11 protein-coding genes are annotated in these 14632 nt (G+C 63.7%); 8 read left to right on the forward strand and 3 right to left on the reverse strand.

What is annotated here, in order from left to right:
• Nucleotide 1 precedes the first annotated feature (1 nt).
• From EJ069_RS19620 to EJ069_RS19640, 5 genes are read left to right on the forward strand one after another with little or no spacing between them, the layout of a single operon-like run.
• Nucleotides 2–838: a DUF4150 domain-containing protein gene (locus tag EJ069_RS19620; protein ID WP_126062716.1), complete on the forward strand. Its 837-nt coding sequence runs from the start codon at nucleotides 2–4 to the stop codon at nucleotides 836–838.
• 5 nt (nucleotides 839–843) lie between these two features.
• Nucleotides 844–1281 carry a hypothetical protein gene (locus EJ069_RS19625; protein WP_126062717.1) on the forward strand — a complete coding sequence of 146 codons (438 nt, stop codon included), beginning with the start codon at nucleotides 844–846 and terminating at the stop codon, nucleotides 1279–1281.
• Nucleotides 1281–1769 carry a hypothetical protein gene (locus tag EJ069_RS19630; protein ID WP_126062718.1) on the forward strand — a complete coding sequence of 163 codons (489 nt, stop codon included), beginning with the start codon at nucleotides 1281–1283 and terminating at the stop codon, nucleotides 1767–1769. Before EJ069_RS19625 ends, EJ069_RS19630 begins: the two co-directional genes overlap by 1 nt.
• A 3-nt stretch (nucleotides 1770–1772) precedes the next feature.
• Nucleotides 1773–2858: a DUF2169 domain-containing protein gene (locus EJ069_RS19635; protein WP_126062719.1), complete on the forward strand. Its 1086-nt coding sequence runs from the start codon at nucleotides 1773–1775 to the stop codon at nucleotides 2856–2858.
• Nucleotides 2855–3898, forward strand: coding sequence for a hypothetical protein (locus tag EJ069_RS19640; RefSeq protein ID WP_126062720.1), 1044 nt, complete (start codon nucleotides 2855–2857; stop codon nucleotides 3896–3898). Before EJ069_RS19635 ends, EJ069_RS19640 begins: the two co-directional genes overlap by 4 nt.
• A gap of 2 nt (nucleotides 3899–3900) precedes the next feature.
• Here the strand turns inward: EJ069_RS19640 and EJ069_RS19645 are convergent, their stop codons facing one another.
• Genes EJ069_RS19645 through tssI form a run of 3 tightly spaced genes read right to left on the reverse strand, consistent with a single transcriptional unit; the run spans nucleotide 3901 to nucleotide 7831 of the window.
• On the reverse strand, nucleotides 3901–5064 hold the full coding sequence (locus EJ069_RS19645; protein ID WP_126062721.1) for a hypothetical protein: 1164 nt from the start codon (nucleotides 5062–5064) through the stop codon (nucleotides 3901–3903).
• A gap of 9 nt (nucleotides 5065–5073) precedes the next feature.
• Nucleotides 5074–5499 carry a DUF6484 domain-containing protein gene (locus EJ069_RS19650; protein ID WP_126062722.1) on the reverse strand — a complete coding sequence of 142 codons (426 nt, stop codon included), beginning with the start codon at nucleotides 5497–5499 and terminating at the stop codon, nucleotides 5074–5076.
• A gap of 7 nt (nucleotides 5500–5506) precedes the next feature.
• Complete coding sequence (gene tssI / locus EJ069_RS19655) at nucleotides 5507–7831, reverse strand: type VI secretion system tip protein VgrG (protein ID WP_126062723.1); 2325 nt, start codon at nucleotides 7829–7831, stop codon at nucleotides 5507–5509.
• A 308-nt stretch (nucleotides 7832–8139) separates the two neighbouring features.
• On the opposite strand from tssI, the gene tagH reads away from it, so the two are divergent.
• The 3 genes from tagH to tssM all read left to right on the forward strand — a co-directional run bounded on the left by tagH (nucleotide 8140) and on the right by tssM (nucleotide 14582).
• Nucleotides 8140–9222, forward strand: a complete 1083-nt coding sequence (gene tagH / locus EJ069_RS19660) for a type VI secretion system-associated FHA domain protein TagH (protein ID WP_126062724.1) — start codon at nucleotides 8140–8142, stop codon at nucleotides 9220–9222.
• Nucleotides 9223–9519: 297 nt separating this feature from the next.
• Nucleotides 9520–11052 carry a type VI secretion system protein TssL, long form gene (gene tssL / locus EJ069_RS19665; RefSeq protein ID WP_126062725.1) on the forward strand — a complete coding sequence of 511 codons (1533 nt, stop codon included), beginning with the start codon at nucleotides 9520–9522 and terminating at the stop codon, nucleotides 11050–11052.
• Nucleotides 11052–14582 carry a type VI secretion system membrane subunit TssM gene (gene tssM, locus EJ069_RS19670; RefSeq protein ID WP_189475887.1) on the forward strand — a complete coding sequence of 1177 codons (3531 nt, stop codon included), beginning with the start codon at nucleotides 11052–11054 and terminating at the stop codon, nucleotides 14580–14582. The genes tssL and tssM overlap by 1 nt, the downstream gene beginning before the upstream one ends.
• The last annotated feature ends 50 nt before the right edge of the window (nucleotides 14583–14632 follow it).

Below are 14632 nucleotides of genomic sequence, written 5' to 3' on the forward strand. Positions count from 1 at the left end.
GATGGCCATCACGGTCTTCGCCGAGGGCATGGGCTTCTTCCACAAGGGAAGCAACGGCAAAGGTATCGCTCCTGGCGACGTGTGCCTGTCGCCGCCGCCGCCGCCGGCGGGCCCGGTGCCGGTTCCGTATGTGAACATGCTGTCCGCGAGCGACCTGATCAAAGGCAGCACCTCCGTGAAGATCGATGGCAATCCAACAGCGCTTGAAGACTCGTCCGAAGTTGCCATGAGCACGGGCAACGAGCCGGCTACACCTGGACTTGGGGCTGGTGTCATCACTCACCGCATCAAAGGCAAGGGTGCCTTTATGCTGTGGTCCTTTACAGTCAAAGCGGAAGGCAAGGGGGTATGCCGGCATGGTGACCCTATGGGCCAGAACGAGGGTAGCAACCCATGTAATGGCTTGGACGGCTCTGCTTTGGTGGCCTTTTACAAAGCTGTCGCTCCGCATGCGGCGGGTAAGAAGAAATGCCCGAAATACAGCCGTAAGAAGCACGCGCCGGATATCAATGCCGACCAAGACAAGGCGGTTCACGGGAAGCCGTGCTGGGAATGCGGCAAGCCTTGGCTTCCGCCGAACCAGTATGCAAAGGTCTCAAAGGGAAAGTACAAGGATCGCGACAAGAAAGCGATGACGCCCGACCATGAACCGCCGATGAAGGTCGCGTGGGAAAATGGTGGCTGCCATCTACCGAAGCCCTACCAAGGGTTCAAGGACCATTTCGCCAAACCCGAGGCGGTCAAACCCCATTGCCGCAAATGTTCGAACAGCCAAGGGGCGAACATGAAGACGATCCGGCAGCAAGCAAAACTCAAGATAGCCAGAATCAGGATGTGAGTTCGATGGACGAGCGTCTGCGGAAAATCCAGGACAGCTATATCGCGGAACTTCGCGCTGCGATACCTGACGTCAAAAAGTGGTGGAAGGCCCAGCTCAAGAAGAACGAAGAGAAATCCTATCCGGGCGGCCTAACGGTTGATTTCGCAACGCGCTGGCCAACCGAGCTTGGCGCGCATCCGCGCTTGATCGCGATCTTTCGAAAATATTTCCTGTTGGCCGAAGAGCTAAATCTCGAATTGGAAGAGCAAGGCAGGAAGTACGTTGAAGATGAGCCCGGCGAGTTGTGGGGTCGGGACGTACCGCCCCCGACACGCGAGCAAGTGATTCCGATCGACCTTCTCGTCAACGACCTCGAGGATGAAAACGATGACCTTTACGAGGTGATGGAGACAATGTTCTTCATCCCGATCGGCGTCGGCAAGGACGGAGACCCCTGCTGATGCCGCTCGAGACATTTCATATTGTCGCCAAGGGAATCTCGCGTCTATGCTGCGCGCCTAGTGACGTTGCCGTCGCGAGTTCGCAAGGCAAGCCGAAGCCCTCAGCGGAAGCCACAGACGCCCATCGGCAGATCTTTCAAGAGTATCTAGCCGCCTTGCGACCGACTTACGACACGGCGTCCGAATGGTGGACCAGTCTGGTCGATTCCCAAATGGACGAAGGCGGTTCGAGAGAGGATGCCATCGATGCATCCTTCGAACGCCGGCTCGCCGGCCCAGCGTCGGCACCCGAAGTCGTGACACTCGTGCGTGACACCTGGCTGAGGTGCACGGCATTGAACGCTACGCTCGACGATGCCGACCGCGTGCCCCCAGAGGTCCTGGTTCTCGGCTGGCTGGTAGACGGCAAGCACGATGACTTCGTTACGCTGATAACCTGCATGCCCTATTGGCCCCTGGGCCTTGACGAGCACGGCAACTGGTGTTGATCGATGGCGTTCGCTGTCTGGATTGAGAATCGAACACCTTTTGCCGCAGCGACGCATGTTCAACTCGACGCCGATGGCCAGGAGATGCTGGTCGTTATGTTTTCGGCGAGCTTCGACGCACTTGACGGCGCGCCGGAACTGCGCGTCTCGGAAGATCAGATGCCTGTCGCGCTGTGGGATGTCCCATTGGGCGACCCGGCGAATTCATCCAATCGTTACGAGGCCGACATCGCTCCGGTAAAGCCGTGCGCCGAAGTACTTGTAAGCGGCTCGGCGCACGCGCCGAACGGCCGGCCGGTGACGGAGATGCAGGTTGGTGTCCGTCTCGGTACCGTGCAAAAGGTGCTCAATGTTGTCGGCGACCGCATTCGCGATGCGGCTGGCTACAGCGCCCCGCACCCGTTCCGTACAATGCCGATCGTATATGAACGCGCCTATGGCGGCACGCTGGCCGATGGCCGGCTCGACAGGCGTAACCCGGTCGGGATCGGCTATCATCAAGCCCTCTCAGCCGACCCGGCGGTGCGCACGCAGGCGCCGAACATCACCTATCCGGGGGAGCCCTGTCTAAGTCCGTCTGACCGCCCGAAACCGGCTGGTTTCGGACCTGTAGGACGAGGCTGGCTGCCCCGGCTTCCGCTCGCCGGCACCTACGACCAAGTCTGGATCGATACGCAATGGCCTCTGCCGCCCAAGGATTTCGACCCGCTCTACAATCTGAGTGCCCCGGCCGACCAGCATCTGTTGCAGATCCGCGGCGGCGAGCCCGTCACGGTCATTGGCATGACCCCAAACGGCCGCTGGGACTTTCGCTTGCCACGCGTGGTCGCGCCGATCCAGTTGATCTATGACGGCCGTGTTGAGCAGCGCGCTTTCAAGACCGACACGGTGATCATCGAGCCCGACCTCTGGCGTGTTACGCTCAAGGCGCGTCTTGCGCTCGTCACCCAGCGCAACGCGCCGGCGCTGCAGCAGATCGCATTTGGCCATGTGACGCCCGGTTTCCTGCTCGCCGCCCGTAAGCGCAAACAGTATATCGACCCGCGTGGCATCGGTGGCCTCGCCGACCGTCCGGTATGGCTAGCATGAAGAAGCCAGTCTACGTCGCGGGATTCGGCACCGTCACCGCGGCCGGCTTAAGTGCGCCACAGACAATCGCGGCGATCCGCGCCAGCCTGTCCGCCTTTGAGGATGTGGGCTTTCCGGAGGCCGGCCTGTCGCAAATCGTCGCTCGCATTCCGACACACTGGCGCCTGCGCCGCAACCAGGGCGAATGGCTGGTGAACATGGCCGCCCGTGCTATCAAGGAAGCGCTCGGCGTGGACGATCCGAACGTGGCCGCGGCGACCGCGTTGCTTATCACGCCGCCAGAAAGCTTTCGCAACCACCCGGCCTTTGCCGACGTCCCGGCGCGCAACTTCCTGGCTGCGGTGATCGACGCGACGGGTCTCAGGTTCCATCCGGCCTCGCGCGCCATCGACGGTGGCGCGGCAGCCAGCATTGGTCTGATCGAAAGAGCGCTGGCGCTGATGGAAGACGCGGGCATCCCGCAAGTCCTACTCGGCGGGGTCGACAGCCTCGTCAACGACATCGATCTCAGTCGACTCGGTCAGGCTGGACGCCTGAAGGGGGACGAAAACTCTCAAGGCCTAGTGCCGGGGGAGGCGGCCGCATTCGTGCGGCTTGTGCGGGAGCCACCACGCGACACGACAGTCGTGGCCGCGATCCATGGCATCGGCATCGCACAGGAAACCGATAGCGCGCTGTCGGACCGCTACAGCCAAGGCCGCGCTATGCTCGGCGCGCTGCGCGACATGGTGTCGGGTTCCGGGGCTTCGGAACCCGACATCCACTTCGTGGTCAGCAACGGCAATGGTGAGCGCTATAGCGGTTGGGAAATGATGATCGCGCACTCGCGTTTCTATCGTACCCGGCGTGAAATCCTACCCATCGCCTACCCTGCCATGACAATCGGGGATGTCGGTGCGGCCGGCGGAGCACTCGCGCTCATGCTTGCGGCGGATAGTTTCGTCAAGGATTACGCACCCGGCCCGACCGCGGTCTGCGAAATCGCCTCCGAGAACGGTTTGCGGGCGGCAGCGATGGTGAGGCGCAGGACACGGCGCTGAATTCACATCCAAGCCGCGAAGCGTCGTGTGACACGCCATTCGGCGAGCGGGGTGCCAGGCGTTGCCAATGCCGCGCGAAGCGCGTCAAGCCGTAACCGGCGCATCGACCGGAAGGGTCTGTGACTGCGCCCACCCCGCCCTTTGTTCCACCATGCATCGACCCTATCCGCCACCGGCAGCGACGTGGCGTCCAAATGCGCGAATTCTTGGCCAAGAACAGCCGGATCGGAGACGAAAAGATCAGTGTCGCCGAAATCGACCTCGAACAGGTCGCGAAGTGCTATGCCGGCGGCGCCAACAAGCTCCGGCTGGCGCATTTTCTCGATCAGCCAGGGCATCACCGCACGATCGCTGAACAGACCTACCGATGCTGTTGCCGCACTGCAGAGCGCAGGCTGTTCCAGATATTTCTGGAGCCAGTCCTTGCCGGCCGTCGGCACCATGGTCAACAGGCGTATCTCGATTGCTCTCGGCGCCAAGCCAGCCTCCGTCGACATAATCTCGTCAATCACGGGCTGGGCGGACCGTGTCTCGCCTAGCAGGCAAGCCGCCAGGGCTGCTGTCAAACGTTCCTCAGGGGTTTCTCTCCCAAGGCCAGCCAGCACGACTGAAAGAACATCGCGCCGCTTCATGGCGCCAGCGAGCCTGACAGCACGGCTGCGGACCCTCCCATCGGAATGGGTCATCAGGTCAAGAAGGTGCGACCCCGGGTCCACACGATGATGCCAGAGCGCGGAGAGCCCGAGACAACGCTGCAATGCATCCGGGGCGTCCAACCACTTCGCGACGAGCGGCCGCAGGTTCTCGCGGGGCATGCGCGCGATCGCGGCGGAAAGGCTCGACAAGCCGGCGTCGCCAAGCCCTGTCGCGGCATCGATCGCCGCCGCTATGAGATCGGTATCGCCCCAACGTAGGGCCAGCGCTCCCAGCACGAAAAGCTCGCCTGGTTCAGCATAGTCCGCAAACCGTGCCCAAGCCGCCTCCCAGCCAGCTTCACCGGCAGCCATTAGTCCTTCGAGATCGGCATCGAGACGCTGGTCGATGCGACCGATGCCTGTCTCATCCAGAATTGGGCCGTCGATCTCGCTGCGGCGGCGAAGCCAGAGGAAAGCCGCATCCTCGGCGTGCTGGTTCACGATAGCAGCAATAGTGGCGACGCGGTGCATCGGCGCGCCTCAATTGAGATGCACCGCCCCACCGCGAATACGATTTGTGCCGCTGGCCTGACTGCTTAGCTGGCTGCCACGGATGGTTACGCGGCCGTCCTTTTCGAGGATGATCGACGCCAGCCCGCAGCGTAGCTCTATCCGCTCTTCTCCGGTAATGACAATACGATCACCTTCACGCACGACTGGCAGCTCGCTGCTCGTGCGGTTCGGGTCGACAATTCGACCAACGACCAACGGCCGGGCCGGGTCGCCCTCCTCAAACAGAAGGGCCAGCTCTGAGCCGATCGCGGAAACGTCCAACTCGGTCAGGCTACGTGCGGCGATCGCCCTTTCGTGGGGATTGTTTGCGAAGACCACAAGTGGCGCTCCGTCTTCGAAGCCTATGAGCAGACCGATTACGACGCCGTCGATGCGATCCAGCACTTCCATGATGACGCCCTCAATTGTTGTTGATGGTGCTTCCTTTGACGATCACATCGCCGCCAGCCTTGATATTGATCTTGCCGCTGCCCTTGATCGTGATGTCCTTGCCGTCGGCAACAATGGTGCCGTCTTTTTTCAAGGTGATCGATGCATCGCCGCATACGAGCGAAATCTCGTCTGTCGCATTGATCAACAGCTTCTTGCCGACATTGACCACACTGTCTTCGCCGATGTCCACCTGGCTCTTTTTTGCAATGTTAAGAGCTCGACCGCCGCCAACTTCCGTAGTGTCGTCCGCGCCGATCTTTGTGCTTCGGCCCGCTCCAATTTCTGAGCTCTGTGCACCGCCAATCTTAAACCCCTGGTCCGCTCCTATCTGCACGCTCTGCGCTGCTGCGATGGTCCAGTTGTCCGCAGCTCCAATCGTATGGCTCTGCTCTGCCCCCACGGTCACGCTCCGCGACGCGCCGATCGTATTGGTCTGTACTGCGCCGACGCTTCGCGTCTCAGCGGCCCCGACTGTATCGATACGCGCGGCTCCCACGGTGATCGTCTGGACAATACCCACCGTCTGCGAATGATTGGCGTCGATATTTTCCTTGGAGTTCGCCACGACATGGATCGTCTCATTGGCCATCACCGTCAGCGAGCGGTTCGCGCCCACCGTTTCGGTGTCGTTCGAGCCGATGTTCGTGGTCTGGTCGACGCCGATCTTGACCGTCTTGTTGTTGCCCACGTCCTCGTCGAGGTTGTGGCCGACGGAATGCTTGGCGTCGTGGTCGATGCGGTCGGACTGGTCGTGCTGAACCGTCTTGTTGCGGTCGTGCTTGATAAGCAGGTGGTGGTCCTTCTGGGCCTGGAAATTGACCAGCTCGGAGCCGGCCTTGTCCTCGAACATCAGCTCGTTGTAACCGCCGCCGCCCTTCGAGGAATTGGACTTCCAGCCCGACTGCGTGGCGTTGCCCGGCAGCCCGTAGGGCGGCATCTGCGAGGCGTTGTAGACGCGGCCGGTGATGATCGGCAGGTCCGGGTCGCCCTCGATGAAGTCGACGATGACCTCCTGGCCGATGCGCGGAATCTGGATGAAACCCCAGTTGCTGCCGGCCCAGGTCTGCGAGACGCGCACGAAGCAGGATGAGTTCTGGTCCTTCTTGCCGAGCCGGTCCCAATGGAACTGCACCTTCACGCGGGCATATTTGTCGGTGAAGATCTCCTCGCCCGATGGGCCGACGACGGTTGCCGTCTGCGGGCCGCGCATGATCGGCCGCGGCGTGATGCGCGGCGGCCGGTAAGGCAGTTTGGTCGGCGACACGCCGAGCACAATCTTGAAATTCTCGTTGTGGGCCTCGTTCTGGGTCCGGTAGCCCGGGTCGAACAGCCGGTATTCGGCGCTGACCACCAGATAGTCCTGGTTCTGGTCGTCGCGCGGAAAGCTCTCCAGCGTGAACTTGCAGCCGGAAAACAGGCCGCGCACGGTGCCAACCGCGGTGCTGTGCTGATGCACGGCCTGAAGCTCCTCGCGACGGATCCCGGCGATCTTGTCGCCGCGCCCGACATCGAGATGCGCGCCTGGCTGGCGATAGTTCTCGCCGGACGCTTCCTTGTGGGCGAAAGGCTGGGCGGATTTCGCCATCAGGTCGGCGCCGGGCTTCTCGAAATCATAGTCGGTGTGGGCATAGGCGCCCGGCCGCACCGCGCTGCCCGGAATCCATTCGGTGATGTATTCGACATCGCGCCGCGAGGCCTGGCCTTCGAAGTTGTAAAGCACCTTCTCGTAACCGGGCGCCGGCTTCAGCTTGCTCATCGCGTCGCAGAGGATGACCGTGTGCTTGCCCTCGTCATGCTCGAAGAAATAGAAGATGCCTTCGTGCTCGAGCAGCCGCTGTACGAAATCGAGATCGCTCTCGTCATACTGCACGCAATATTCGCGCTGGGGATAGGAACCCTGCAGCCGCTTCTCGAATTTGGCGATGCCGTATTTCGAGAAGATCTTCTCGACGATCTCCACCGCCGTCATGTTCTGGAAGATGCGGCAATCCGTGGTGTTGCCGAGGAACCAGAGCCATGGCCTGACGGTCGCCTCGTAGAAAGCCAGCCGGTCCTCGATGCGCGTCAGCTTGAAATCCGACACGAGGCCGCTGAACCAGCGCTTCGGATCGGATTCGCCTTCGACCGAAACGACGCCGCCCAGCATCTTCAGCGGGTCGATGTCGCGGTTTTTCGAGACGAAGCCGACGGTATAGGCAAAACAGCGGCTGATCTCATCGCGGCCGATGAGATGGGTGAATGTCAGATCGGCGCCAGCCGGCGTCTGTACAACCGTGGCACGTTCGTTCGGCATGGGTCGTGCCCCTCCTCGACGCGGCCGCCAGTGTGATGGTTTGAAGCCCCCGCTCTATTAACTGCATCACGTTCGGGAGCGTTCGAGTTCACCGCACCGTATCCGCGTCAGCCTAGCACATGTTTGAGGGAGGCCAAATAATAGCGATGGCTAAAGCGCGCCCATGCGCCGGTGTGAAACGCTCCTCTCCCGCTCGGCTTGCAAGCTGCTAGAATAGCAGAGCAATTCCGGAAGGGCGCTCTATGGTTTTCAGCCCGGAATTGCGCGCAAGATAAGCATTTGTTGACCAAGTTCGGCGACGCTTCCGGATGTTCATCTCTCTGCAGATCAGCAATGTCGACAGGCTGCCGGCCGGCACCGCCGCCAACTATGCCGCCCGCGACCGCAGCTTCGAGATCGGCCGCGAGAATTGCGACTGGACATTGTCCGATCCGGACAAATTCATCTCGGGCCGGCATTGCGAGGTCCGCTACCAGGCGGGTTCGTTCTGGCTCTACGACCTCTCGCGCAACGGCACCTTCATCAATGGCTCGAGCCAGCGCATGGCCGGGCCGCACCGGCTGGCCCAGGGTGACCGGCTGCTGATCGGCCGCTACGTCGTCGGCGTTTCGATCGAAGACGAACGGGCCGCGACCGGACATCCGCAGACCAGGACCGGATCGACTCAGCGCGAGCTGCCGCCCTCGACCGGCCGGCCGCTGGATCCCGGCCACGAGCCGTTCTTCAATCCGACGGATCAGCGCCCGGCCGGGGCGGCGGCGGTGTCGACATCCTCGGCGTTGCAACAGCCGGGGCCGGCAGCCCCACCCAATCGGCCCGCGGAAGCGGATGCGATGTTGCGGGAGATCGCCAGGGCGGCGGGCATCGCTCCCGACTTGCTGCAGGCGCGCGATCCGCATGAGGTCGCGGCCGAGATCGGCGCGGTGCTGAGAACCACGGTCGAGCAACTGTCCCTGCTGCTCAAGGCGCGCGCGGCGGCAAAGGTGCTCGCCAAGAGCGCGAACCGCACGATGATCGGCGCCGAGGACAACAACCCGCTGAAATTCGTGCCGGGCGCCGACGACATATTGGAGATCATGTTCGCCAAGCGCAGGGCGGGCTATCTCGATGCCAGGCGCAGCATCGAGGATGCGTTCCGCGACCTGAAGGCCCATGAGATCGCAACCTATGCCGCCATGCAGGCGGCGCTGTCGCGGCTGCTCGACGACCTGTCGCCGGAGGCGATCGCCAAGAAAATTCCGCCGGCGTCCTTCTCGTCCAGGAAGAGCCAGGCCTGGGATGCGCTCGTCGCGACATGGCGGGCGATGGAAGACAAGCATGAGAACGGCATGCTGGATGTCTTCCTCGCCTATTTCGCCGAGGCCTACGCCAAGGCCGACAAGCAGAAATAGACGTGCAGGCACGGACCGCGCCTGCCGTATGTGACGGGCCTCATAGAAGAAGCTGCCGCTTCGAGCATCTTGCTTCCGGATTTCAATCGGCGGCCCGTTTCAATTGAGTATCCGGGCGACTAGAATGCACAGGGACGCCAGCCCGGCGGGCAAGGCGGCGAGGCTTGGGGCGTGTGCAGCAATGTCATGTTTCAGCGAGATGAGCCTTTCCAAGCGGCCCGCCGCCGAGGTTCAGCCTGAAAAGCGTTTCCCCGATCGAAAACATGCCCCTTGCGGCTTGAACGCGGGGCGCCGCCGATGAGCTCGAAGGACCACCCCTCCGGGCCGGTGGACAAGACCGTCATCCGCGCGCCGCGACCGAAGCAGAAACCCCTTGCGGCTGCCGAGGGATCCGGGCCGGAAAGCGGGCGGCCAGCCCTATCGCCTTCCCGCGAAGCGACGGTGTTCGATCCCGGTGGCGGCCGGCAGATGCCCACCGGCTGGTCGTCCGGAACGGTGCTCTTCCAAGGGCCAACTTCGGGAACAGCCGCGAATGCGGCGCCGGGCGTGCAGCAGGATGCCTTGCTCGACGCCGCCTCCGGCGTGAAATACGCTGCCGCCAATCCGATCCTTGCCGCGGCGGCACCGCTGCTGATGCTTCTCGGTCAATTGCGGCTGATGCCGGTCGACCGGCAAGCCGCACCCTTGGCGGAGCATATTGCCGACGCGATCGAGACCTTTGACCTTGCTATCGCAAAGGCAGGCGTGGCCGAGGAAGACGCAAGCATCGCCAAATTCGCGCTTTGCGAAACCGCCGACGACCTTGTCGGCAATCTGCCCTGGCCAAGCAAGGACATTTGGCTTCAGCACGCCCTGGTGGCGCGGTTCTTTCACACCCAACCGACCGGCGCCGGTTTCTACGGAGCGCTCAACAACATCCTCGCCACGCCGGAAGCGCATTATGACCTGCTCGAACTGATGCATGCCTGCCTGTCGCTGGGCTTCGAGGGCCAGTATCGCGGGCTGGCCAAGGAACGGGATACGCTCGAACGCGTCCGACGCGACGTCTACGACACGCTGCGCTACTTCAAGCCGCGCGCCGGCGAAGACATCTCGCCCCACTGGCAAGGCATGGCGGCGGCGCTGCCGAAGCCGAGGGCGCGGCTGCCGCTCTGGGCGGTCGCGGCCGCCGCGGCGACGCTGGTCACGGCGGCGTTCTTCGGGCTGCGGGTGCTAATCACCGATGAAGGCGACGCGACTGCCGGCGAGCTGCTGGCGCTCAATCCATCGACGCCCGTCACCATCGAGCGCGCCAGCGTGGCGGCGCCGACTGAGCCGGCGCAAGCCGCCCCGCCGCCGCCAGCAGTTCCGGATACCGCGCAGATCGACCGTATCCGCGCCGCCCTTGCCAAGGAGATCGCCGCCGGCGGACTGAGCGTCGGCGAGAAAGGCGCGTTCATCGTCGTCGAGATCAACAACCAGCTTCTGTTCGCGCCCGGCCAGGCGGAGCCGAAGCCGCAGTTCCAGCCGATCGCGACCGACATCGCCACCACGCTTGACGCCGAATCCGGGCCGATCCAGATCGTCGGCCATACCGATAATGTGAAGCCGAAGAAATCGAGCCAGTTCAAATCGAATTTCGACCTCTCGGTCGCTCGCGCCAAGGCCGTGCAGGCAATGATGGCCAAGCAGGTGAAGGATCCGTCGCGGCTCAGTGCCGACGGCAAGGGCGAGGACGAACCGATCGCCGACAATGGCACTGCGGACGGCCGCGCCAAGAACCGCCGCGTCGACGTGATGATCCCGAAACAGGAGAGCTTGCAGACCAGCGCCGTGGAGAACGGCGGCTGATGCGCTGGATGCTGCGGATCTTCAGCCTGGCCGCGCTTGCCGGTTTCTCGGCGGCGGTCTGGTACGCCGGACCGCTGATCCGCTTCGCCGAAACGCGCCCGCTCGGGCCTGTCTGGCTGAGGGCCACGATCATCGGCGTCACCGTTGCGGCGCTCGCGCTGTTCTACGGGATCCGCTTCTGGCGGCGGCGCAAGGCGCAAAAGGCGCTGGAAGCGGCCATCGCGCGCGGCGACGAGCGCAACGACGATTCCCAGGTGCTCGAAGCGCGCATGAGCGAAGCCATCGCAACGCTGAAGCGGACGAGCGGCAAGCGCAATTTCCTCTACGACATTCCCTGGTACATCATCATCGGCCCGCCCGGCGCCGGCAAGACGACGGCGCTGGTCAATTCCGGGCTGAAGTTCCCGCTTGCCGGCTCCGGCAGCGCGCAGCCGGTGGCCGGTGTCGGCGGCACGCGGTCCTGCGACTGGTGGTTCACCGACGAAGCGGTGCTGATCGATACGGCCGGCCGCTATACGACGCAGGAGTCCGACCGCGAGCGCGACAGAGCAAGCTGGCTGGCGTTCTTGGGATTGCTCAAGAAGCAGCGCACCAGGCAACCGATCAACGGCGTCATCCTCGCCATCAGCCTCTCGGACCTCATCGGCTTAGACGACCGGCAGCTCGACGCGCATGTCGCCGAGATCAGGAGCCGCCTGCGCGAATTGCACGAGACGCTCAAGATCCAGTTCCCGGTCTATCTGCTCTTCACCAAGGCCGATCTCGTCGCCGGCTTCATGGATTATTTCGGCGATTTCGACGAGGCGCGCCGGCGCAAGGTGTGGGGCGCGACATTCCAGACCGCTGACCGCACCAGTAATATGGCCGGCCAAGCGCCGGCGGAATTCGACGGGCTGGCGAGGCGGCTCGCCGAAGAGGTCGCCGACCGCCTGCAGGAAGAGACCGACCCGGTGGCGCGGATCGCGCTGTTCGGCTTCCCGGCGCAGTTCGGCGCGCTGAAGAACCGGATAACGCAGTTCATCGGCAGCTTGTTCGACACATCGCGCAGCCAGGTCAATGTCAGCCTGCGTGGGCTCTATTTCTCGTCGGGCACCCAGGAAGGCACGCCCTTTGACCAGGTGCTGGGCGCGATCGGCCGCAGTTTCGGCAGCGCTTCCCAGGCGCATCTTTCCGGCGCCGGCAAGAGCTTCTTCCTGCACGACCTGCTGACCAAGGTGATCTTCCCGGAATCCGGCTGGGTCTCGTTCGATAGGGCGGCCGAGCGCCGCATCCGGCTCGCCAGGTTCGGCGGCCTGGCCGCGATCGCGCTGGCAGCCTTGGCGGCCCTCGGAGTGCTGGGCCTCAGCTTCCTCGCCAACAGAGAGCTGATCGCCTCCACAAGGCAAGCCATGGCGCACTATCGCGACAGTGCCGACAGCCTGCTGAAGAGCACCACGGTGACCGACGTCGACCTCGAAAACGTCATCGGCCCGCTCGATCAGCTGCGCAACCTGCCGGCAGGCTTCGAAAATGGCGACCAGGGCAGGCCGATCGAGGAGACGTTCGGGCTCAGCCAGCGCGAGCGGCTGCTGTCGGCCTCCAAGACCGCCTACCGGCAGGCGCTGGAGCGAAGCTTCCGCTCGCGCCTGCTGGTGCAGGCCGAGCGGACGATCCAGGCCAGGATGGCCGATCCGATCGCGCTTTACGAGCCGCTCAAGATCTACCTGATGCTGGGCGGCAAGGCGCCCAAGGTCGACGACGAGCTGATCGTCTCGTGGATGAAGCAGGACTGGGAGGAGAATCGCTATCCGGGCGAGAACAACCGCGAGGGACGCGCGCAGCTCGAAAAGCATCTGCGCGCCATGCTTGCGCTCGACGACGCCTACGATCCAACCTTCGCGCTCAACCAGCCGCTGGTCGAGGCGGCGCAGCGCTCGCTCGGACGAATGAGTCTTGCCGACCGCGCCTCGGCGCAGATCAAGTCGGCGGTCTACGCAGCGAGGCTGCAGGATTTCTCCGTCGCCGCGAAAGCCGGTCCGGAAGCGCAGCTGTTGTTCGAGCGCATCGACGGCAGCGAGCTCGCCGATCTCCGCGTTCCCGGCCTTTACACGCGTGCCGGGTTCAACCGCTTCTTCCTGCCGCAGCTATCGCGCATCGCGCAGATGCTCGTCGACGACCGCTGGGTGCTCGGCGGCGGCGGCGAACAGGGCGGTATCGACCAGGACCTGCCCAAGCTCGGTCCTGAACTCATCGAACGCTACGGCAAGGAATTCGCCGCCGCCTGGAACGGCGTGCTCGACCAGCTGAAGCTCAGGGCGATGCTGAAGGACAAGCCGCAATATCTCGCCCTTTCCGCCCTCGCCGCGCCGGACTCGCCTCTCGACCAGCTGTTCACGGCGATCGCCAATGAGACCGCGTTGACCAAGGGCGACAGTGCCGGCGAGGGCGACACCGGGACGGCTGAGCCGGATCCCCCGAGCATGGCCAAGGGCCTCGCCCGCATCGGCCTGCAGATCGCCGGCGGCAAGTCGCAGAGCCGCGCCGGCGCCAGCTCGGCCGTTGCGCAGAACGCCGGCGCGAGCGTCGAGGCGCAGTTCCGCTCGTTCCAGGCATTGGTCAGCGGCAACCCCGGGCGCCGGCCGCTCGATGCGCTGACGCAGAACTTCCACGACATTTTCCAGAGCCTGAAGCTCGCTGCCGATGTCCCCACGCAGACCGAGCGCGTCAACGCCAATCTGCAGCTGCAGATCTCGACCTTGCGGGCCAATGTCTCGCGCCTGCCCAAGCCGCTGGCGCGCATGGTCAACGCGGCGGCGGACGAATTCGAGGGCAATGTCGCGGAGACCTCGGTCGCCAATCTCAACCAGACCCTCGACCAGACGGTGACGCGCCCCTGCGAGGAGGCTGTCAACGGCCGCTATCCCTTCGCCCGCGACAGCAGCGAGGACATCTCGATGGCGGATTTCGCCAAGCTGTTTGCGCCTGGAGGCCTGATGGACCGCTTCTTCGCGCAAAACCTTGCGCCGCTGATCGACATGACCGGACAGGAATGGAGCTGGAAGCAGAATGCGCGTTCCAGCAAGGATCTGGCGAAATCGACCTTGAAGGCATTCCAGGCGGCGGCGGAAATCCGCGCAGCCTTCTTCCCGTCGGGCGGATCGACGCCGTTGGTGTCGATCACCTTCACGCCCACCTCGCTGAACAGCGAAGCCGACAGCGCGGTGCTCAACGTGGACGGGCAGACGGTGCAGAGCGCGCAGGCAGGCAACGCGCCGAGCATCGTGACATGGCCGAGCGGCGCCGCGTCCGGATCGGCGAGCCTCAGCCTCATGCCGGAAATGCCGGGACGCGAGTCCGGGCTCAAATTCGAGGGGCCGTGGGCGTTGAAGCGGCTGTTCGACAAGGCGACCATCACCGGCGACGGCGCCAGCACCGAGGCGCGTTTCGTGATCGGTGGACGCGATGTCGCCTACACGATCCAGGCCGGCTCCGGGGCCAACCCCCTCGTCCTGCCAGCTCTGTCAGGCTTCAGCTGTCCGAAGGCGTTTTGAGATGGCCAGCCCCAGCCTTCATTTCGATACTCTAATGTACACGCTTGTGG

Origin of the sequence: Mesorhizobium sp. M2A.F.Ca.ET.043.05.1.1, from assembly GCF_003952445.1 — a bacterium.
GTDB lineage: Bacteria > Pseudomonadota > Alphaproteobacteria > Rhizobiales > Rhizobiaceae > Mesorhizobium.

Coding starts and splice junctions, on each gene's coding strand:
- tssM (WP_189475887.1), top strand. CDS start 11,052: ATGCGCTGGATGCTGCGGATCTTCAGCCTGGCCGCGCTTGCCGGTTTC.
- EJ069_RS19630 (WP_126062718.1), top strand. CDS start 1,281: ATGCCGCTCGAGACATTTCATATTGTCGCCAAGGGAATCTCGCGTCTA.
- EJ069_RS19625 (WP_126062717.1), top strand. CDS start 844: ATGGACGAGCGTCTGCGGAAAATCCAGGACAGCTATATCGCGGAACTT.
- tssI (WP_126062723.1), bottom strand. CDS start 7,831: ATGCCGAACGAACGTGCCACGGTTGTACAGACGCCGGCTGGCGCCGAT.
- EJ069_RS19645 (WP_126062721.1), bottom strand. CDS start 5,064: ATGCACCGCGTCGCCACTATTGCTGCTATCGTGAACCAGCACGCCGAG.
- tssL (WP_126062725.1), top strand. CDS start 9,520: ATGAGCTCGAAGGACCACCCCTCCGGGCCGGTGGACAAGACCGTCATC.
- EJ069_RS19635 (WP_126062719.1), top strand. CDS start 1,773: ATGGCGTTCGCTGTCTGGATTGAGAATCGAACACCTTTTGCCGCAGCG.
- tagH (WP_126062724.1), top strand. CDS start 8,140: ATGTTCATCTCTCTGCAGATCAGCAATGTCGACAGGCTGCCGGCCGGC.
- EJ069_RS19620 (WP_126062716.1), top strand. CDS start 2: ATGGCCATCACGGTCTTCGCCGAGGGCATGGGCTTCTTCCACAAGGGA.
- EJ069_RS19640 (WP_126062720.1), top strand. CDS start 2,855: ATGAAGAAGCCAGTCTACGTCGCGGGATTCGGCACCGTCACCGCGGCC.